The following is a 15,071-nucleotide window of genomic DNA, read 5'->3' as shown; positions in this document are numbered from 1 at the left end:
CCGCTTGGGGGGTGGCGTGGGGTGGCTCGGACGTCGGTCGGACCCGGGGGCGAGGCGCTCAGGCGAGGCGGACCGGCTTCTCCGGGCGGACGCCGACCTCCGCGAGCCAGTCGCGCAGTGGCGCCGGGTCCCCGTCCTCCACGAGGGAGAGCACGAGCGGCGCGAGGTCCGAGCGGCGCTCGCCGCCGACCAGCAGGACCGGGCCGTCGAGCCAGTCCAACCCCGGGCCGGCGCCGGCGTAGTCCACGGCGGCGCAGCAGACCAGGGCGGTGACGTGGTCGGCGAGCAGGTCCCGGCCGCTGCGCGGGGGCTGGAGCGGGAAGAGCGGCATCGTGTCGGCTCCCCGGGCCTTCTCGGCGGCCGCGCGGGAGTCGGCGGCACGTTCCTCCCGGGCCAGGTCGCCGCTCAGGCGTCCGGCGAGGGCCTCGCCGGCGGCGCAGTGGCCCGCCGGGTCGGTGAGGTAGCCGAGGACCCGCTCCAGCGTGGGCCCGCCGAGGCCGTCGGTGGGCGGGGCCGGGGTGGGGGCGGGAGCCGGGGTGGTGGCGGGAGCCGGGGTGGTGGCGGGGGCCGTCGGGGTCGGGGCGGTGGCGAGGGCGTCGAGGGCCGCGTGCAGGCGGGCCGCCTCCGTACGCCACTTGCGGTCGACGACCTCCCGCGGATACTCCGCCCAGTCCACCGGGGCCCAGTCCGGCCCGGTTTCGGCGGGGCCGCCGTGGAAGAGCCGCGCCGCCAGCAGGGAGGCGGCCTCGTCGACCACGCCGGGCTGCTCCAGCAGATCGCAGGCGGGGCGCTCTTCGAGGCGCGAGGTGAACCCGTCGGCCAGCCGGTCGCGGCGGGACAGTTCCGTCAGGGCGGAGACCACCCCGGCGTCGAGGTGCGCGGGCCAGCGGCCCATCCGCCAGGCGGGCAGCGCGACGCGGGTCAACAATCGGTCCCAGCCCGCGTAGGCGAGGCCGACTTGCTCCTGGGCCATGATGCGCAGCCCGTAGTCCACGTCCTGGGCGCGGTCCGATGCGGCGGCGGCGACGCCGCGCTCCATCTCGGCGGCGTCCGTCCGGCACAGCCGCAGCAGCAGCCGGGCGGGGCCGGCGATCCAGCCGAGGCCGGGCCGGTCGCCGATGTCCACGGCGGCGTCGAGCCCGCGGACGAAGCCGCGCGCGTCGGCTATGTCGGGGTGCGCGGAGGGGCCCGTACCGGCGACGACGGGCGCGAGGACTGCCCGTAGCTCCGCGACCCGCATCCACCACAGGAACGGCGAACCGATCACGAGGACGGGGGCGGCGCCGGGCTCGGACTCCGGACCCGCGGATATGCCCGCGCGCCGGTGCGCGGCATGCGCGCGGTCCTCCAGCCAGCTGTCGCAGTCCGGGGTCAGGGCTATCGCGGAGGGCGCGGGAACGTCCATCCGGTCGGCCAGGTCCCGCACGAGGCGGTAGAGGTCGGGCGCGGCGCTCTCCGGCAGCGGCACCGTCGGTGTCACGGCCGGACCGGCCCGCACCACGACGGCGCCGAAGATGCCGCCGGCGAGCAGGACCAGCGCGGCGACCGCGCACACGACGAGGGTCACCGTCGGCCAGGGGTCCCCGGCCAGCCGGCCCGTCATCCGGGCGGTCACGAGCACCACCGCGACGGCGGTGGGCACCAGCACGGCGGCCAGCGCCCTGCTGCGGACGCGCAGCACGGCGAGGGCGCGGGATCGTGCGGACGGCACGCCCACTTCTGCGATCGAACCGGTTCCGGACACGGCCGGACCTCACCCCCTCTGCCCTGCGGCGGCGTTGCTCACTCCCCCACTGTGACACCCGCCACCGACATCGCAATGCCGGTGGGCCATGTGCCGGAATGCTTGCGCCGCACCCTAGTTGGGGAGCGGCCGGGCGTCAGGCGGACCGGGTGACATCACCCGATGGAATGGCTTTGGGTAAAGGTGGGTGCGCTCGAACGCGGCCGGAGGCACTCGTACGCGGACACGCGCGCGGGCCCGGTGCGCGTCCGCGCGCCCCGGGCCCGTGCTCGCTCCGCCGTGCTGGTCAGCGGCCTTCCGCCGCCTTGGCCGCGATGTCCGTACGGTGCTGGGAGCCGTCGAGTCGGATCCGCGCGACGGCCTTGTACGCCTTCTCGCGCGCCTGGGCCAGGTCGGAGCCGGTCGCCGTCACCGACAGCACGCGACCGCCCGCGCTGACGATGGCGTCGCCCTCGCGGCGGGTCCCGGCGTGCAGCACGTAGGCGTCGGGGCCGTCCTCGGCGGCCACCTCGGCCAGGCCCTCGATCGGGTCGCCGGTGCGCGGGGTGTCCGGGTAGTTGTGGGAGGCGATCACGACCGTGACGGCCGCGTCGTCGCGCCAGGAGAGCGGCGGCTCGTCGGCCAGGGTGCCGTTCGCGGCGTTCAGCAGGACGCTCGCGAGGGGGGTGCGCAGCCGGGCCAGGACGACCTGGGTCTCGGGGTCGCCGAAGCGGGCGTTGAACTCGATGACGCGGGTGCCGCGGCTGGTGAGCGCGAGGCCGGCGTAGAGCAGTCCGGAGAAGGGCGTGCCGCGCCGGCGGAGCTCGTCGACGGTGGGCTGGAGGACCAGCTCCATGACCTCGTCGACCAGCTTCGGGTCGGCCCAGGGGAGCGGGGAGTACGCGCCCATGCCGCCGGTGTTGGGGCCGGCGTCGCCGTCGAGGGCGCGCTTGAAGTCCTGCGCGGGCTGGAGGGGGACCACGGTGACGCCGTCGGTGATGGCGAAGAGGGAGACCTCGGGGCCGTCGAGGTACTCCTCGATGACGACGCGGTCGCAGGCCAGCGCGTGGGCGCGGGCGACGGCGAGGTCCTCGGTGACCACGACGCCCTTGCCGGCGGCGAGGCCGTCGTCCTTGACGACGTAGGGGGCGCCGAAGGCGTCGAGGGCCTCGTCGACCTCCTCCGGGGTGACGCAGACGTAGCTGCGCGCGGTCGGGACACCGGCGGCGGCCATCACGTCCTTCGCGAAGGCCTTGGAGCCCTCCAGCCGCGCGGCCTCTGCGGACGGGCCGAAGACGGGGATGCCGGCCGCGCGGACGGCGTCGCCGACCCCGGCGACCAGGGGGGCCTCCGGACCGACGACGACCAGGTCGGCGCCGAGTTCGACGGCGAGGGCGGCGACCGCGGCGCCGTCGAGGGCGTCGACCGGGCGCAGCTCCGCCACCTCGGCGATGCCGGCGTTGCCGGGGGCGCAGTAGAGCGCGGAGACGTCGGGGTCGAGGGACAGAGAGCGGCACAGGGCGTGTTCGCGGGCGCCGCCGCCGATGACGAGGACCTTCACGCCGCCCAGGGTAGCCCGGCCGGCGTGGCGGGTTTCGTGCGGCCACCCAACTACGGGGCGCTACTCATTCGTGTATTCCTCCACAACGGTGGCTCCGAGCTCGCGCACGATCAGGTCGTGTCCGGTCAGGGCGCTCTCGACGAGGTCGGGGTCGTCGGCCTCCGCCACGTCGTCCTCGGGGGCGACGGGCGGGGGGGCCTGCGGGGTGGGGGGCTGGGACTGGTGGGACTGGTGGGACTGCTGGGGTGCCGGTGGCTGGTACGGCTGCTGCGGGGCGGACGCCTGGGGCTGCTGGGGCTGGTGGGGCTGGTGGCTCTGCTGGTTCTGGTGGGGCGCCGGTGGCGGGTTGTAGGCGGGGGTGGGCGCGGCCGGGGCCTGGGCGGGGGCCGGCGGGGCGGCGTAAGAGGACTGCTGGGTCGGGGCGGGGCCGCCGCCTCCCACCACGGCGTCGATCTTCCAGTTGACCTGGAACTGCTCGGAGAGCACCGCCTTGAGGACGTCCTCGCTGCCGCTGCTCGCGAAGTTGTCGCGGGCGCCAGCGTTGGGGAAGCCGAGCTGGAGGGTGGTGCCGTCGAAGCCGGTGACCTGGGCGTTCTGGCTGAGCAGGATCCAGGTGAAGCGGCGGCGGTTCTTCACGGCCTCCAGGACGCCGGGCCACATCGCCTGGACCTGTCCCGCGCCGGCGGCCATGCCGGGGGAGGGCGCGGCGGCGGGCGGGGCGGACGTCGGGGCGGGTGCCGGGGCCGGGGCCGGGGTGGGGCCGGGGCGCCGCTGCCGGGGCGGCGGCGCTGGGCCAGGCGCCGGGGCGGGAGCGGCGGCCGGGGCGGGGTGGCCGGGGTCGCGGCTCCGGGCCAGGCGCCGGGCGCGGGCGCACCGCTGCCGGGCTGCGCGGCACCGGGCCAGGCCCCGGGGCGGCGGGCGCGGGGGCGGGAGGGCGGCGGGGCCGGGGCGGCGGCCGCGGCTGCGGGCTGCGGCGCGGGCTCCGCCGCTACGGGTGCCACCGGCGCCGCGGGCTGCGGCTCGGGGCCCCGTACGGCGGCACGCGCGGCGGCGACCCCGCCACCCGGGCCGGCCGGAGCCATGCCATGGGCCTCGGGCGCGGGAACGTATCCCATGGCGGGGGCGGCGGCCGGGGCGGCGTACGCCACACCGGCGGGCGGGCCGCTCCGTTCGAGCCGGTCGAGGCGGGCCTGGAAGGAGCGCTCGTCGTCGAAGGCGGCGGGCAGCAGCACCCGCGCGCAGATCAGCTCCAGCTGGAGCCGGGGCGAGGTCGCCCCCCGCATCTCGGTGAGCCCGGCGTTGACCAGGTCGGCGGCGCGCGACAGCTCGGCGGCGCCGAACACCGACGCCTGGGCCTGCATCCGCTCCACGAGATCGGCGGGAGCGTCGATGAGCCCCTTCTCCCCCGCGTCGGGCACGGCGGCCAGGATCACCAGGTCGCGCAGCCGCTCCAGCAGGTCGGCGACGAACCGGCGCGGGTCGTTGCCGCCCTCGACCACCCGGTCGACGACCTCGAACGCGGCTGCCCCGTCGCCGGCGGCGAAGGCGTCGATGACGGAGTCGAGCAGCGAGCCCTCGGTGTACCCGAGCAGGGAGGTGGCCATGGCATACGTCACACCCTCGGCCCCGGCGCCGGCGAGCAGCTGGTCCATGACGGACATGGAGTCACGCACGGATCCGGCGCCGGCCCGCACGACGAGCGGCAGCACGCCGTCCTCGACGTGGGCGCCCTCGCGGCCGCAGACCTCACCGAGGTAGTCGCGCAGCGTGCCGGGCGGCACGAGCCGGAAGGGGTAGTGGTGCGTCCGGGACCGGATGGTCCCGATGACCTTCTCGGGCTCGGTGGTGGCGAAGATGAACTTGAGGTGCTCCGGAGGCTCCTCGACCACCTTCAGCAGGGCGTTGAAGCCCGCCGAGGTGACCATGTGGGCCTCGTCGATGATGTAGATCTTGTACCGGCTCGACGCCGGCCCGAAGAACGCCTTCTCGCGCAGGTCACGGGCATCGTCCACGCCACCGTGCGACGCGGCGTCGATCTCGATGACGTCGATCGACCCCGGCCCGTTCCTGGCCAGGTCACGGCAGGACTGGCACTCGCCGCAGGGGTCGGGGGTGGGACCCTGCTCACAGTTCAGGCACCGCGCGAGGATCCGCGCGCTGGTCGTCTTTCCACACCCGCGCGGCCCGCTGAACAGGTACGCGTGATTGACCCGGTTGTTCCGCAGGGCCTGCATGAGCGGGACCGTGACATGGTCCTGCCCGATGACCTCGGCGAACGACTCGGGGCGGTAGCGGCGGTACAGCGCAAGGGACGACACGTCTACGAGGTTATCCGGGCGCACCGACAACGGCGGCCCCCAACGGCTCCGGAACGCAAAGCGCCCCCCACGCACCCGCCAGAGCCCACTTACCCTTGCTGCCTTCCGGCCCTGGGGGAGTTGGGTGAGATAGCGCCGCGTGAGGGGCTGGGCCCCACCCTAGCGGATACCGCCCCCCGGAATCGAGCCGCCCCGGATCCCCGCCCCACCCGGCCCCCCCTCCGACCCCCTCCGACCCCCAAGATCAGGATCGTGTTCGCGAGCACCCCTCAACGTCTTGTATTGTTTGCGGCGGAGGATTCGCCTAGAGGCCTAGGGCGCACGCTTGGAAAGCGTGTTGGGGGCAACCCCTCACGAGTTCGAATCTCGTATCCTCCGCAGCCGCCTGAACAGGCGAACGAAGAGCCGAGCCGCAATTTGCGGTTCGGCTCTTCTGCTTTGCCCCACTGGCCCGCGGCCGCCTTCGACGCCGCTCTGATCACGGGCGGCCTTCCGCTGATCTGCTCGGAGTGGCGCTGCTCCGGCCTCCAGGCGTCGTACGGGCCTGAGGAACTGATCAGCGCCTGGCATACGGCCTGACCGGGCCGGCGCCACCAGATCTGCGCGTGTGCACGTCATGGGCCACCGGCACCGTCGAGGCGTCCGGCCGGTGCGCTCAGCCCCTGTTCGGCGGCCACGGTCAGCGGCCGCCGTTGCAGCAGGTGCAGGTGTCCGCCCGCGAAGGCCCATTCGATGTCCTGCGGTCCTGCGAAGACCAGTGCGCAGCGGGAGGCCAGTTCGCGCAGCTCGGTGAGCTGCGCGTCGTCGAGGCAGAGCGTTCGGACGTGTTCGGGCGGGACGGTGACCTGGCTGATACCGCCGAGGGGTGAGGGCCGGACGGCGATGTCCTTCACTCCCGCCACGCGTTCTCGTACTCTGCCGCCGGCGTCGATCCGGTAGCGGTCCGGGACGACCAGGCCTTCGACCACCGACTCGCCCAGGCCCCAGCTCGCCTCGACCACCACGACTTCGGAGCCGTCGAGCGGATCGCGGGTGAACAGGACGCCGGCGCGGTCAGCGGCCACCAGAGCCTGTACGACCACCGCGATGCGCGGTTGCCCCACCAGACCGAGCCGATGGCGGTAGGCAAGCGCGGCGGGGGCGCGGGCGGACTCTCGTACGGCCCGGACCGCCTCGGTCAGCGCCTGGTGGGTGTCCACGTTGAGGCAGCTGAGATGCTGGCCGGCGAAGCTCGCCTCGGCCGAATCCTCACCCGGGGCGGAGGAACGTACTGCCAGCGGCTGTCCCAGTGGCTGTCCCGACGCGGACGATCCGCCCGCGAGGTGGTCGACCGCCGCGCGCAGCGCCTCCTGTGCGCCGGGGCTGCCCTCGGCGACCGCGTCCACGAACGGCCAGGGCAGGGCGATCCCAGGAGGCACCGGCAGCCCGGCTCGGACGGCGATCGCGAGGTTCGCGGCCTTGCCGCCGTACAGGGCCTCGTCGGTCGCGGACCCGAGCGGCACCACCTCGGCAGGCGATGTCCTCATGACACGACCGCCGCTTCTCCGGCCCGGCCGTCGACCCGGACCCGGGATCCGTCCGGGAGTACCGCGGTGGCATCCGTACAGCCGACCACTCCCGGGATGGCGAACTCCCGGGCGACGATGGCCGCGTGGGACAGTGCCCCGCCGCGGTCGGTGACGATCGCACCGAGCAGCGGCAGGACGATGTTGAAGGCGGTCGTGGTCGCGTTGGTCACCAGGACGTCGCCGGGCTGGAGTCGTCCGAACTCCGCCACGTCGCGGATGACGCGTGCGGTGCCCTCGTAGACGCCGGGGCTCGCGCCCAGTCCGTGCACGGTCCGTCCCGCGGTACGTGCCACGGGGTTTCCGAACATCGCCTGGACCACCGCTCCGAGGGCCTGTTCCAGTCGTGCGGCTGCCGGCGGCAGCCACTGCGGTGGCAGAGGATCGCCCGGGGGTGGCCCGAGCAGGAGTGGGGCGTCTGCGTACCGGGCCTGTTCCCGGTAGCGGGCACGGTCCGACAATTCGCCGGGGTCCGGCCCATCGCCGGTACGGACGAGTTCGCGCAGCTCGGTGTAATCGGCCTCGACCAGGTGGGCGGGGTCGGCGATCCGTCCGGTCCGGGCGAGCCGGCGGCCGGCGGCGAGGATGGCGCGGCGGGTGAGGCCGATGGCCGGGAGGTCGGCGAACGATCCGCGTTCGTCGCGCAGTCGCGACACCAACCGGGCCTCGGAGAGCAGTTCGTCGAAGCGGCCGCGGTGGGGCAGGGGTACGGCGCTTCGCAGTTCGGCTGCCGTCTCGGTTTCCTGCCCCTCGTTCGCGGACGGCCGGCCCGCCGCCGTGGTCCGGATGGCCCTGACGACCAGACCGGGCATCTCCAGGACGCAAGGGTCGCCGACGTCCTCGCCGTTGACGGGGCGCCAGCCCACCTGTTCGAGGTACGCGGCCGCCGCAGCACCGGTCGGGGCGGGCAGCGCGCACAGCGCGTCCAGTAGCTCGGCGGGCTCGGTGGACGAGGCGAAGAGCCTGCGCGCCTCGGGGTCGGCGGTGACCGCCGCGGTCAGCCGCGCGAGCTCCTCGCCGGCGGCCAACGGGTCCGGGCTGGACCCGGCCAGCGGCGCGAGAATCTCCCCAGGAGTACGGCTGGTCCACTCCTGGCAGTGCGCCAGGAGGTCGCCCATCGGCAGCAGAGCGGGCATGTTGAACAGATGGTGCAGGTAGCAGGCCCGCCGCTGGTGCTCGCGACAGCGGTCGAGGTGGGCCAGCAGGCCGGCGTCGTCCAGAGCGGCGGGCTCGACCTCCAGCAGCGCCCGGTGGTCGGCGACCAGCGAAGGCTTCACCTCGCTGTCCCAGCGGCGGAGGTCTTCGCGCCACAGCCGGCGCTCGAAGACCATCGCGCTCGTCGCCAGCCGCTCCCGGATCCGCGGGTCGTCGGCCGCCATGCGCTCCCACACCTCGTGCGGGGGGTGGCCCGAGACGTCCGGCGGCGCACCTATCGGCCGGGGGCAGTAGTAGCTGAAGCCGTTGACGAACGCCCAGTCGAGACGCTCCAGCAGCGAGCCGTACCGGCGCAGGCTGTCGCCGAAGCCCCGGCCGAACTCCGCCGGGAAGATCTCGGCGTGGAAGCGGGTGACAGGACGTGTGAAGTGGGTGGCATCGAGGGACCAGGTGCCCGGTCCCGGAGGGGCAAACGTGGGTGCGGCGGCGATGCTCATGGCCGCTTCCTCCTCGCCGCTCGAATGGTTCGAATGGCTCAGGTGGCCAAGGTGGCCAAGGTGGCCCAGACGGCTCAGGTGGTGGCTGCGCCTGCCGGGCCCTGTGGATCACGCTGGAGAGCGTCGGTGAGGACCCGGACCGCCCAGGCGGCCGCCTCGCCGGCCTCGGCCCCGTCGAGTCCTGTCTGCTCACGCATGGCCTGCCATGCCGGTGCGCTCACCAGCAGGTAGAGGACCGCCACCGCGCGCCGCCGGGCCGTCGGGGAGGCCGCGGCGGTGACCTCGGCAAGCGCCGACTCCACGGCGCGGAACCGGTGGGCCCGACCCTGGCGCCGCAGCGGCAGGGCCGCCTTGAAGTTCAGCAGGGCAAGGATCAGCGCCTGGTTCTCGTCGTACGAGCGGTAGAGCTCCGGAGTCAGGCGGCGAAGCCCTTCGAGGGTGTCCGGGTAGGACAGCATGAGCACGTGGAGGTGGGCCTGGGCCCACTCGTTCCACGCAACGAAGAGTTCGTCCCGGGTCGGGAAGTGGCGGTAGACGGTGCGTACGGCGATGTTCGCGCGCTGTGCGACGAGCGGGATGGTGAGCTCTTCCACGGTCTCGTCGGCGATGGCCTCGGTCATTGCCGCGAAGATCCGCTGACGGGTCTGCTCCATCTGCTCGGCACGCAGCGGGCTCTCGTACCGGCCTCGCTTATTCATGACACGTTGACAGTACTCCAATACACGCCAAACTGTCAAGAAACGGACATTTGCTGGCTCCATCGACGCGATCGCCGACCCCTGACGTGGTTGCGTTCGCCGCCGTCCGAGCCCATCCGGACGGCGGCGTCGAAGCCACTCCGTCGCAGGTCGGGACGCCCACAGAAGCCGTTGACCGCCCTCACCCCCGCGTAGGGGCTTCCTCGGCGGTCGCGCGGACCGCGTCGGCGAGTTTGCGGGCCGTGGGGTTCGCGGGGGCGACCAGGTGGGTGTGGATGAAGGCGAAGGACAGGCCGCGCCGGCGGTCGGCGAAGGCGATCGATCCGCCGCTGCCGTGGTGGCCGAAGGCGGTGGGCTCCCCGCCCATCGGTGTCATGCCGAGGAAGTAGCCCAGCCCCTTGGCGTACCTGACGAGCAGCATCCGGTCCCGCCCGTCCACCGCCGTGGCCGCCGCCGCCGCGAGCCGGTCGGGCGGCAGGAGCCGTACGCCGTCCACCTCGCCGAGCAGCGCCGCGTACATCCGGGCGGCGGCGCGGGCGGTCATGGTGCCGCAGGAGGGGAGGTCGGCGCGGAGGTAGCGGGGGTGGTTGGCGAGGCCGGCGGTGGTCCACAGGCTCCGGTTCGGCGCGATGAGCCGCGTGAACGGGGCGATCGTCGGGAGTCCGGCCAGGTACGTCTCCCAGCCGCCCTCCACCAGCGGCGCCACGCGGGGGAGTTCGGAGGCGGGCAGCCCGAAGTACAGCTCGTCGGCGATCCCGAGGGGCTCGGCCACGTACTCCCGCAGGGCCTGCCCCGGCGTGAGGCCGGTGACGCGCCGGACGGTCTCCCCGAGGATCCAGCCGAAGGTCCAGCCGTGGTAGCCGCTGCCCGCCCCCGGCTCCCACAGCGGGCGCAGCCCGGCGACGACCCCGCACATGTGCTCCCAGTCGCACAGCTCGGCGGCGGTGACGGAGCGCGGAAGGTGGGGGATCCCGGCGGAGTGGGTCAGGGCGTGCCGGACGGTGATGCCGGCCTTGCCGTGGGCCCCGAACCGCGGCCAGTAGCGGGCGATGGGGGCGTCGTAGTCGATCAGCCCGCGTGCGGCGAGGACGTGGACGAGGGTCGCCGTGCAGCCCTTGCCGGTGGAGAAGCCGTGGATCAGCGTGTCGGGGCCGGGGACGCCGGCGTACGCCTCCACCAGCGGCCGGCCGTGCAGGTACGCGGCCACCTGGACGCCGCCCTCGGCGCCGGACGCGACCAGCGCGTCGACGGTCTCCTGGAGCTTCACGCGCCCCTCCTTCACCACCGCACGCCGTGTCACTTTGAGTAGCGACAGCCTACCTTCGGTGACTACGGATGTTCGGGCAAGTGGAAGAGGTGGCCGAGGTGGGCGAGGGAATGCGCGAGACACGACGCGTGGCGCAGGTGCTCGGGGCGTGCGCGGCGGCGCTGACGCTGGCGCTGTCGGCGCCGGGCACGGCGCAGGCGGCCAACGGGGTGCTGTTCATCGACCGGGTCGCGATCGGGGACCCGTCCGGCTGCTATCCGCTGGGCGACTTCGTGCCCTCGGAGGTCGCCAACTTCACGGACGAAGTGGCCTTCCTGTGGTCGGGACCCCAGTGCGACGGGCGGGTGACGGGCTCCGTCGCGCCGGGTCAGTACGTCCACCCCGCCCCCGGCATGAGCCTGTTCATCCAGTGACAGCGCCTACGCGGCCTGGAGGGAGACCTCGGTCGCCTTGATCAGCGCGACGACCGGGGAGCCGGCCGCCAGGCCCAGGGCGTCGACGGCGTCGGCGGTGATGGCGGCGGTCAGGCCGCCCCCGTCCACGTCGACCTTCACGGAGGCCATGGCCGGCCCGGTGGCGACGTCGACGACCGTGCCGGCGATCTGGTTGCGGATCGACAGCCCCTCGACCGGGCCGGTCGCCAGCGCCACCTCGGTGGCCTTGACCAGGGCCTTCACCGAGGAACCGGCGGCGATACCCAGCTCCTTGACGGCGTCGGCCGTGATGGCGGCGGTGATGTCCTGGCCGCCTTCGAGGCGGACCTTGACCGTGGCCATCGCCTCGCCCGAGGTGACGGCGGTGACGGTGCCGGGGATCTGGTTGCGGACGCTCAGGCTCATGGTCATACAACCCTTTTACGTAGGAACGTTCACACCAAACCCCGAGTGATCGATTCTTCGGTGAACCGGTTGCGGCATACGAGTGATCGGGAGTGTCCTCGACTGGCGGGTGGCGGCGAGCGGGCGATATCCCTACGCGCATGATCAAGAACATCGCCGCCGCCGCGGCGCTCGCTCTCAGTTCCGCCCTGCTGACCTGCGCCCCCGCCCAGGCCGCCCCGCACTCCTTCCCGCTGCCGCCCTTCGGCTACTACGCCCTCGCCCCCGCGCCGCTCGGCTGGCAGGCCGCCCCGCTCCTCGTGCACCCCGGCTACGTGGTGTACACCGTCCGCTGACCCCCCGTACGCCCGCGTCCCCGCCGCGATCACCGGCGGGGGCGCGGGACAGACCGGGCCCGAGGCTCGCTCACTCGAACGACGGCATCTCCCCGACCGTCGTCTCCAGGTCGATCACCGCGAAGGCCGCGCCCTGCGGGTCGGTGAGCGCCGCGAACCGCCCGAAGGGGCTGTCCATCGGGCCGAAGTGCAGCATCCCGCCGCGCGCCTCGGTCTTCTCCACCGCCTGGTCGCAATTCGGCACGGCGAAGTAGACCTGGATGTAGGGCGGGATCTCCGGCGGGAAGTCGTCGCCCATCTTCATCCGGCCCAGCACCGCGTTCTGCGTGCCGCCGAGGCTGAAGACCTTGAAGTCCATCCCGGCCGTCTCCGGGTCGTCCCCCGGGTCCATCTGCTGGGACTCGTACGGGAAGACCTGCGGAAGGAAGCCGTCCGCCTTCTCCGGTTCCCGCGTGAAGACCTCCGCCCAGGCGTACGAACCGGCCTCGCCCATCTTCTCGAAGCCCCGGTGATCGCCCGGCTGCCAGACGCCGAAGACGGCGCCGCTCGGCTCCTTGGCGATCACCATGGTGCCGAAGCTGCCCACCTGCATCGGCTCCATCATGAGATCGCCGCCCGCCGCCTTGATCTTCTCGGCGGTGGCGGCGGCGTCGGACGAGGCGAAGTACAGACACCACTGCGACGGCGCGTCGGCCCCCGGCATCGGCGGCACGACGGCCGCGACCGCCTTCCCGTCGGAATAGGCCTGCGTGTAGTTGCCGTACTCGGTACTGGCCTCACCGAAAGTCCAGCCCAGCACGTCGCCGTAGAACTCCTTGGCCCCCTCCACATCGGTGAACATCGCGTCCACCCAGCACGGGGCGCCTTCCTGGAACTCAGCCATGGTCGATCGACTCCTGTGTCGCCTGTCTGTCCATGCGGTGCGCAACCTGACGATTTCCACGCTAGGCGGGGGGTCTGACATCCGCGCGACGGCGGGCCGGCGCGCGACCGGCGGCCCGGCGCGGGAGGCTGGGGGCATGGACGACATCACCATCCGGCTGGCGCAGCAGCCCGAGGCCGACGCCCTCCTCGCCCGCAGCCCGCTCGCCGCGCTCACCGGGATGCTGCTGGACCAGCAGGTGCCGATGGAGTGGGCCTTCTCGGGGCCGTGGACGATCGCCCAGCGCATGGGCTCCGACGACCTCGACGCGCACGTCATCGCCCTCTACGACCCGGAGGCCTTCGCGGAACTCCTCGCCCGCAAGCCGGCCGTGCACCGATACCCGGGGTCGATGGCGAAGCGGATCCAGCAGTTGTGCGCGTACCTGGTGGAGCACTACGCCGGGGACGCGGCGGCCGTCTGGGCGGACGTCGGCACCGGCGCCGAGCTCCTGGCGCGGCTGAAGGCACTGCCGGGCTACGGGGAACAGAAGGCGCAGATCTTCCTCGCCCTGCTGGGCAAGCGCTTCGGCGTGCGCCCCCCGGGCTGGCGGGAGGCCGCGGGCGGCTACGGCCTCGCCGGCGTCCACCGCTCGGCGGCCGACATCACGGGCCCGGAGTCACTGGCGAAGGTGCGGGAGTACAAGCAGGCGCAGAAGGCCGCCGCCAAGAAGAAGGAGGAGAAGGAGCGGTAGGAGTGGCACGGCGAGTTGACGAACAGCCAAACAAGCCGCAGGTCAGCGCGCCGGCCCGTCGTAGGGTCGGCGGCATGATCGAGAACCTGACCCGCGCCGCGAGCGCCGAGACCATCTCCGACGGTCCCGGCTCCCTCATCACCCTGCTCACCGACACCGCCGAACTGACCTGCAACACCGCGAGCTTCGAGGTGGGCGCCGCCGGCGCACCGGTGCACTTCCACACCAAGGCGACGGAGTTCTTCCACGTCACGGACGGCGCCCTCGACGTCCTCGTCGGCGACGAGGTCCACACCCTCACCAAGGGTGACTTCATCACCATCGCGCCCGGCGTGAAGCACGCCTTCGCCCCGGCCGCGGGCCACACGGCCGAGGTGTTCGTCGGCTTCACCCCGGGCATGGCCCGCTTCGACTACTACCGCCTCCTCGGGCGGGTGCGCGCGGGCGAGGCCACCGTGCAGGACATCATCGACAGCCAGCCCACCTACGACAACCACTACGCGGAGAGCGACGCCTGGGCCGGGCGCACGCGCAGCGCCGACGCGTAGACCTCGTCGGCGTCGAGCCGGCGCAGCTCCTCCGCGATCAGCTCGGCCTGGCTGCGGATCTTCAGGGCCACCTTGCGGTCGGGCCACCCGGGCAGCACCAGCGTGGCGAGCACCCCGGCGGGCCGGTCCACCCGTATCTCCCCGGCGGTCGTCTCCAGCCGGACCCGGGTGATGACCGGCCCGTCGGTGGTCACGCGCCGCACCGGCACCTTCAGCCGGTCCTCCAGCCAGCGCGCGAGCAGCTCGGCACTGGCGTTGTCGGCCTCGCTCTCGACGGCCGCGCCGGTCACCGGCAGCGGCTTCTGGTCGAGGGCGGCCGCCAGCAGCGAGCGCCAGGGCGTCAGCCGGGTCCAGGCCAGGTCGGTGTCGCCGGGGGCGTACGTGGCCGCCCGCCCGGCGAGCGCGGCCACCGGGTCGGGGGCCTCCTGGGCGTCGGTGATGCGTCGCTGCGCGAGCGCGCCCAGCTCGTCGCGGGCCGGGTCGGCGGGGGCCTCGGCCGGCCACCACGCCACCACCGGCGCGTCCGGCACCAGCAGCGGCAGGACCACCGAGCCCGCCTGCGAGGTGAGCTCGCCGTGCAGGCGCAGCAGCACGATCTCCCCGGATCCGGCGTCGGAGCCGACGCGCAGTTCGGCGTCGAGGCGGGCCTGGCGCTGGCGCTGGGGGCCGCGCCCGCTGCGCTTGATCACCGCGATGATGCGGCACGGGTGCTCGCGCGAGGCTTCGGAGGCCGCGCGTACGGCGTCGTAGGCGTTCTCCTCGTCGGTGACGACGACGAGGGTCAGCACCAGCCCCATGGCGGGGCTGCCGACGGCTCGGCGGGCTTCGAGCAGGGCCCGGTCGACCTTGCTGGACGTGGTGTCGGTGAGTTCGGTCCGCATACCTCCGAGTCTGTCAGCGTGTACCGCACCGGCGACAACCGGTTCGCTCGAATCCGTCTGGAGGGGAA

Annotated in this window: 16 protein-coding genes, 1 tRNA gene and 1 other RNA gene; 6 read left to right on the top strand and 12 right to left on the bottom strand. The window is 73.6% G+C overall.

Going from position 1 to position 15,071, the window contains the following annotated elements; translation table 11 throughout:
• Positions 1-58: 58 nt before the first annotated feature.
• The 5 genes from M4D82_RS17735 to ffs form a co-directional block, all read right to left on the bottom strand.
• A complete protein-coding gene (locus M4D82_RS17735; RefSeq protein ID WP_249766981.1) occupies positions 59-1,744 on the bottom strand; it encodes a M48 family metalloprotease in 1,686 nt (561 codons plus the stop codon).
• Positions 1,745-2,030: 286 nt separating this feature from the next.
• Entirely contained in the window at positions 2,031-3,284 is a 1,254-nt protein-coding gene (purD, locus tag M4D82_RS17730; protein ID WP_249766980.1) for a phosphoribosylamine--glycine ligase, read from the bottom strand.
• 60 nt (positions 3,285-3,344) lie between these two features.
• Positions 3,345-3,974 carry a hypothetical protein gene (locus M4D82_RS17725; protein WP_249766979.1) on the bottom strand — a complete coding sequence of 210 codons (630 nt, stop codon included), beginning with the start codon at positions 3,972-3,974 and terminating at the stop codon, positions 3,345-3,347.
• The gene (locus tag M4D82_RS17720; RefSeq protein ID WP_249766978.1) at positions 3,917-5,602 is read right to left on the bottom strand and encodes a DNA polymerase III subunit gamma and tau; all 1,686 of its coding nucleotides are present in this window, start codon (positions 5,600-5,602) and stop codon (positions 3,917-3,919) included. The genes M4D82_RS17725 and M4D82_RS17720 overlap by 58 nt, the downstream gene beginning before the upstream one ends.
• 53 nt (positions 5,603-5,655) lie before the next feature.
• Positions 5,656-5,754: signal recognition particle sRNA small type (gene ffs / locus M4D82_RS17715), an RNA gene on the bottom strand.
• Positions 5,755-5,895: 141 nt separating this feature from the next.
• Between ffs and M4D82_RS17710 the strand changes: the two genes are divergently transcribed.
• Both M4D82_RS17710 and M4D82_RS17705 read left to right on the top strand, forming a co-directional pair.
• Positions 5,896-5,980, top strand: a tRNA-Ser gene (locus M4D82_RS17710).
• A 60-nt stretch (positions 5,981-6,040) separates the two neighbouring features.
• Positions 6,041-6,181 carry a hypothetical protein gene (locus tag M4D82_RS17705; RefSeq protein ID WP_249766977.1) on the top strand — a complete coding sequence of 47 codons (141 nt, stop codon included), beginning with the start codon at positions 6,041-6,043 and terminating at the stop codon, positions 6,179-6,181.
• 35 nt (positions 6,182-6,216) lie between these two features.
• On the opposite strand, the gene M4D82_RS17700 is transcribed toward M4D82_RS17705, so the two are convergent.
• The 4 genes from M4D82_RS17700 to M4D82_RS17685 form a co-directional block, all read right to left on the bottom strand.
• On the bottom strand, positions 6,217-7,128 hold the full coding sequence (locus tag M4D82_RS17700) for a PEP/pyruvate-binding domain-containing protein (protein ID WP_249766976.1): 912 nt from the start codon (positions 7,126-7,128) through the stop codon (positions 6,217-6,219).
• The gene (locus M4D82_RS17695; protein ID WP_249766975.1) at positions 7,125-8,819 is read right to left on the bottom strand and encodes a PEP-utilizing enzyme; all 1,695 of its coding nucleotides are present in this window, start codon (positions 8,817-8,819) and stop codon (positions 7,125-7,127) included. The genes M4D82_RS17700 and M4D82_RS17695 overlap by 4 nt, the downstream gene beginning before the upstream one ends.
• 74 nt (positions 8,820-8,893) lie before the next feature.
• Positions 8,894-9,517 (bottom strand): TetR/AcrR family transcriptional regulator, encoded by a 624-nt coding sequence (locus M4D82_RS17690; RefSeq protein WP_249766974.1) that lies wholly within the window; start codon positions 9,515-9,517, stop codon positions 8,894-8,896.
• 181 nt (positions 9,518-9,698) lie between these two features.
• Positions 9,699-10,784, bottom strand: coding sequence for a serine hydrolase domain-containing protein (locus tag M4D82_RS17685; protein WP_249766973.1), 1,086 nt, complete (start codon positions 10,782-10,784; stop codon positions 9,699-9,701).
• 110 nt (positions 10,785-10,894) lie between these two features.
• On the opposite strand from M4D82_RS17685, the gene M4D82_RS17680 reads away from it, so the two are divergent.
• The gene (locus M4D82_RS17680) at positions 10,895-11,197 is read left to right on the top strand and encodes a hypothetical protein (RefSeq protein WP_249766972.1); all 303 of its coding nucleotides are present in this window, start codon (positions 10,895-10,897) and stop codon (positions 11,195-11,197) included.
• Between the two features lie 6 nt (positions 11,198-11,203).
• On the opposite strand, the gene M4D82_RS17675 is transcribed toward M4D82_RS17680, so the two are convergent.
• A complete protein-coding gene (locus tag M4D82_RS17675; RefSeq protein ID WP_249766971.1) occupies positions 11,204-11,623 on the bottom strand; it encodes a TOBE domain-containing protein in 420 nt (139 codons plus the stop codon).
• Positions 11,624-11,763: 140 nt separating this feature from the next.
• Between M4D82_RS17675 and M4D82_RS17670 the strand changes: the two genes are divergently transcribed.
• The gene (locus tag M4D82_RS17670) at positions 11,764-11,958 is read left to right on the top strand and encodes a hypothetical protein (RefSeq protein ID WP_249766970.1); all 195 of its coding nucleotides are present in this window, start codon (positions 11,764-11,766) and stop codon (positions 11,956-11,958) included.
• Between the two features lie 70 nt (positions 11,959-12,028).
• Here M4D82_RS17670 and M4D82_RS17665 read toward each other — a convergent pair whose 3' ends face one another.
• On the bottom strand, positions 12,029-12,841 hold the full coding sequence (locus tag M4D82_RS17665) for a VOC family protein (protein ID WP_249766969.1): 813 nt from the start codon (positions 12,839-12,841) through the stop codon (positions 12,029-12,031).
• Positions 12,842-12,977: 136 nt separating this feature from the next.
• Here M4D82_RS17665 and M4D82_RS17660 point away from each other — a divergent pair, with 136 nt between their 5' ends.
• The gene (locus tag M4D82_RS17660) at positions 12,978-13,574 is read left to right on the top strand and encodes an HhH-GPD-type base excision DNA repair protein (RefSeq protein WP_249766968.1); all 597 of its coding nucleotides are present in this window, start codon (positions 12,978-12,980) and stop codon (positions 13,572-13,574) included.
• A gap of 74 nt (positions 13,575-13,648) precedes the next feature.
• Positions 13,649-14,122 carry a cupin domain-containing protein gene (locus tag M4D82_RS17655; protein ID WP_249771914.1) on the top strand — a complete coding sequence of 158 codons (474 nt, stop codon included), beginning with the start codon at positions 13,649-13,651 and terminating at the stop codon, positions 14,120-14,122.
• On the opposite strand, the gene opcA is transcribed toward M4D82_RS17655, so the two are convergent.
• Entirely contained in the window at positions 14,071-15,003 is a 933-nt protein-coding gene (gene opcA, locus M4D82_RS17650) for a glucose-6-phosphate dehydrogenase assembly protein OpcA (RefSeq protein WP_249766967.1), read from the bottom strand. The two genes, M4D82_RS17655 and opcA, sit on opposite strands and share 52 nt — an antisense overlap.
• Between the last annotated feature and the right edge of the window lie 68 nt (positions 15,004-15,071).

Origin of the sequence: Streptomyces sp. RerS4 (assembly GCF_023515955.1) — a bacterium.
Classification (GTDB): Bacteria; Actinomycetota; Actinomycetes; order Streptomycetales; family Streptomycetaceae; genus Streptomyces.
Note: the sequence above shows the minus strand (reverse complement) of the source record. Positions and strands in the feature narration are given on the sequence as shown.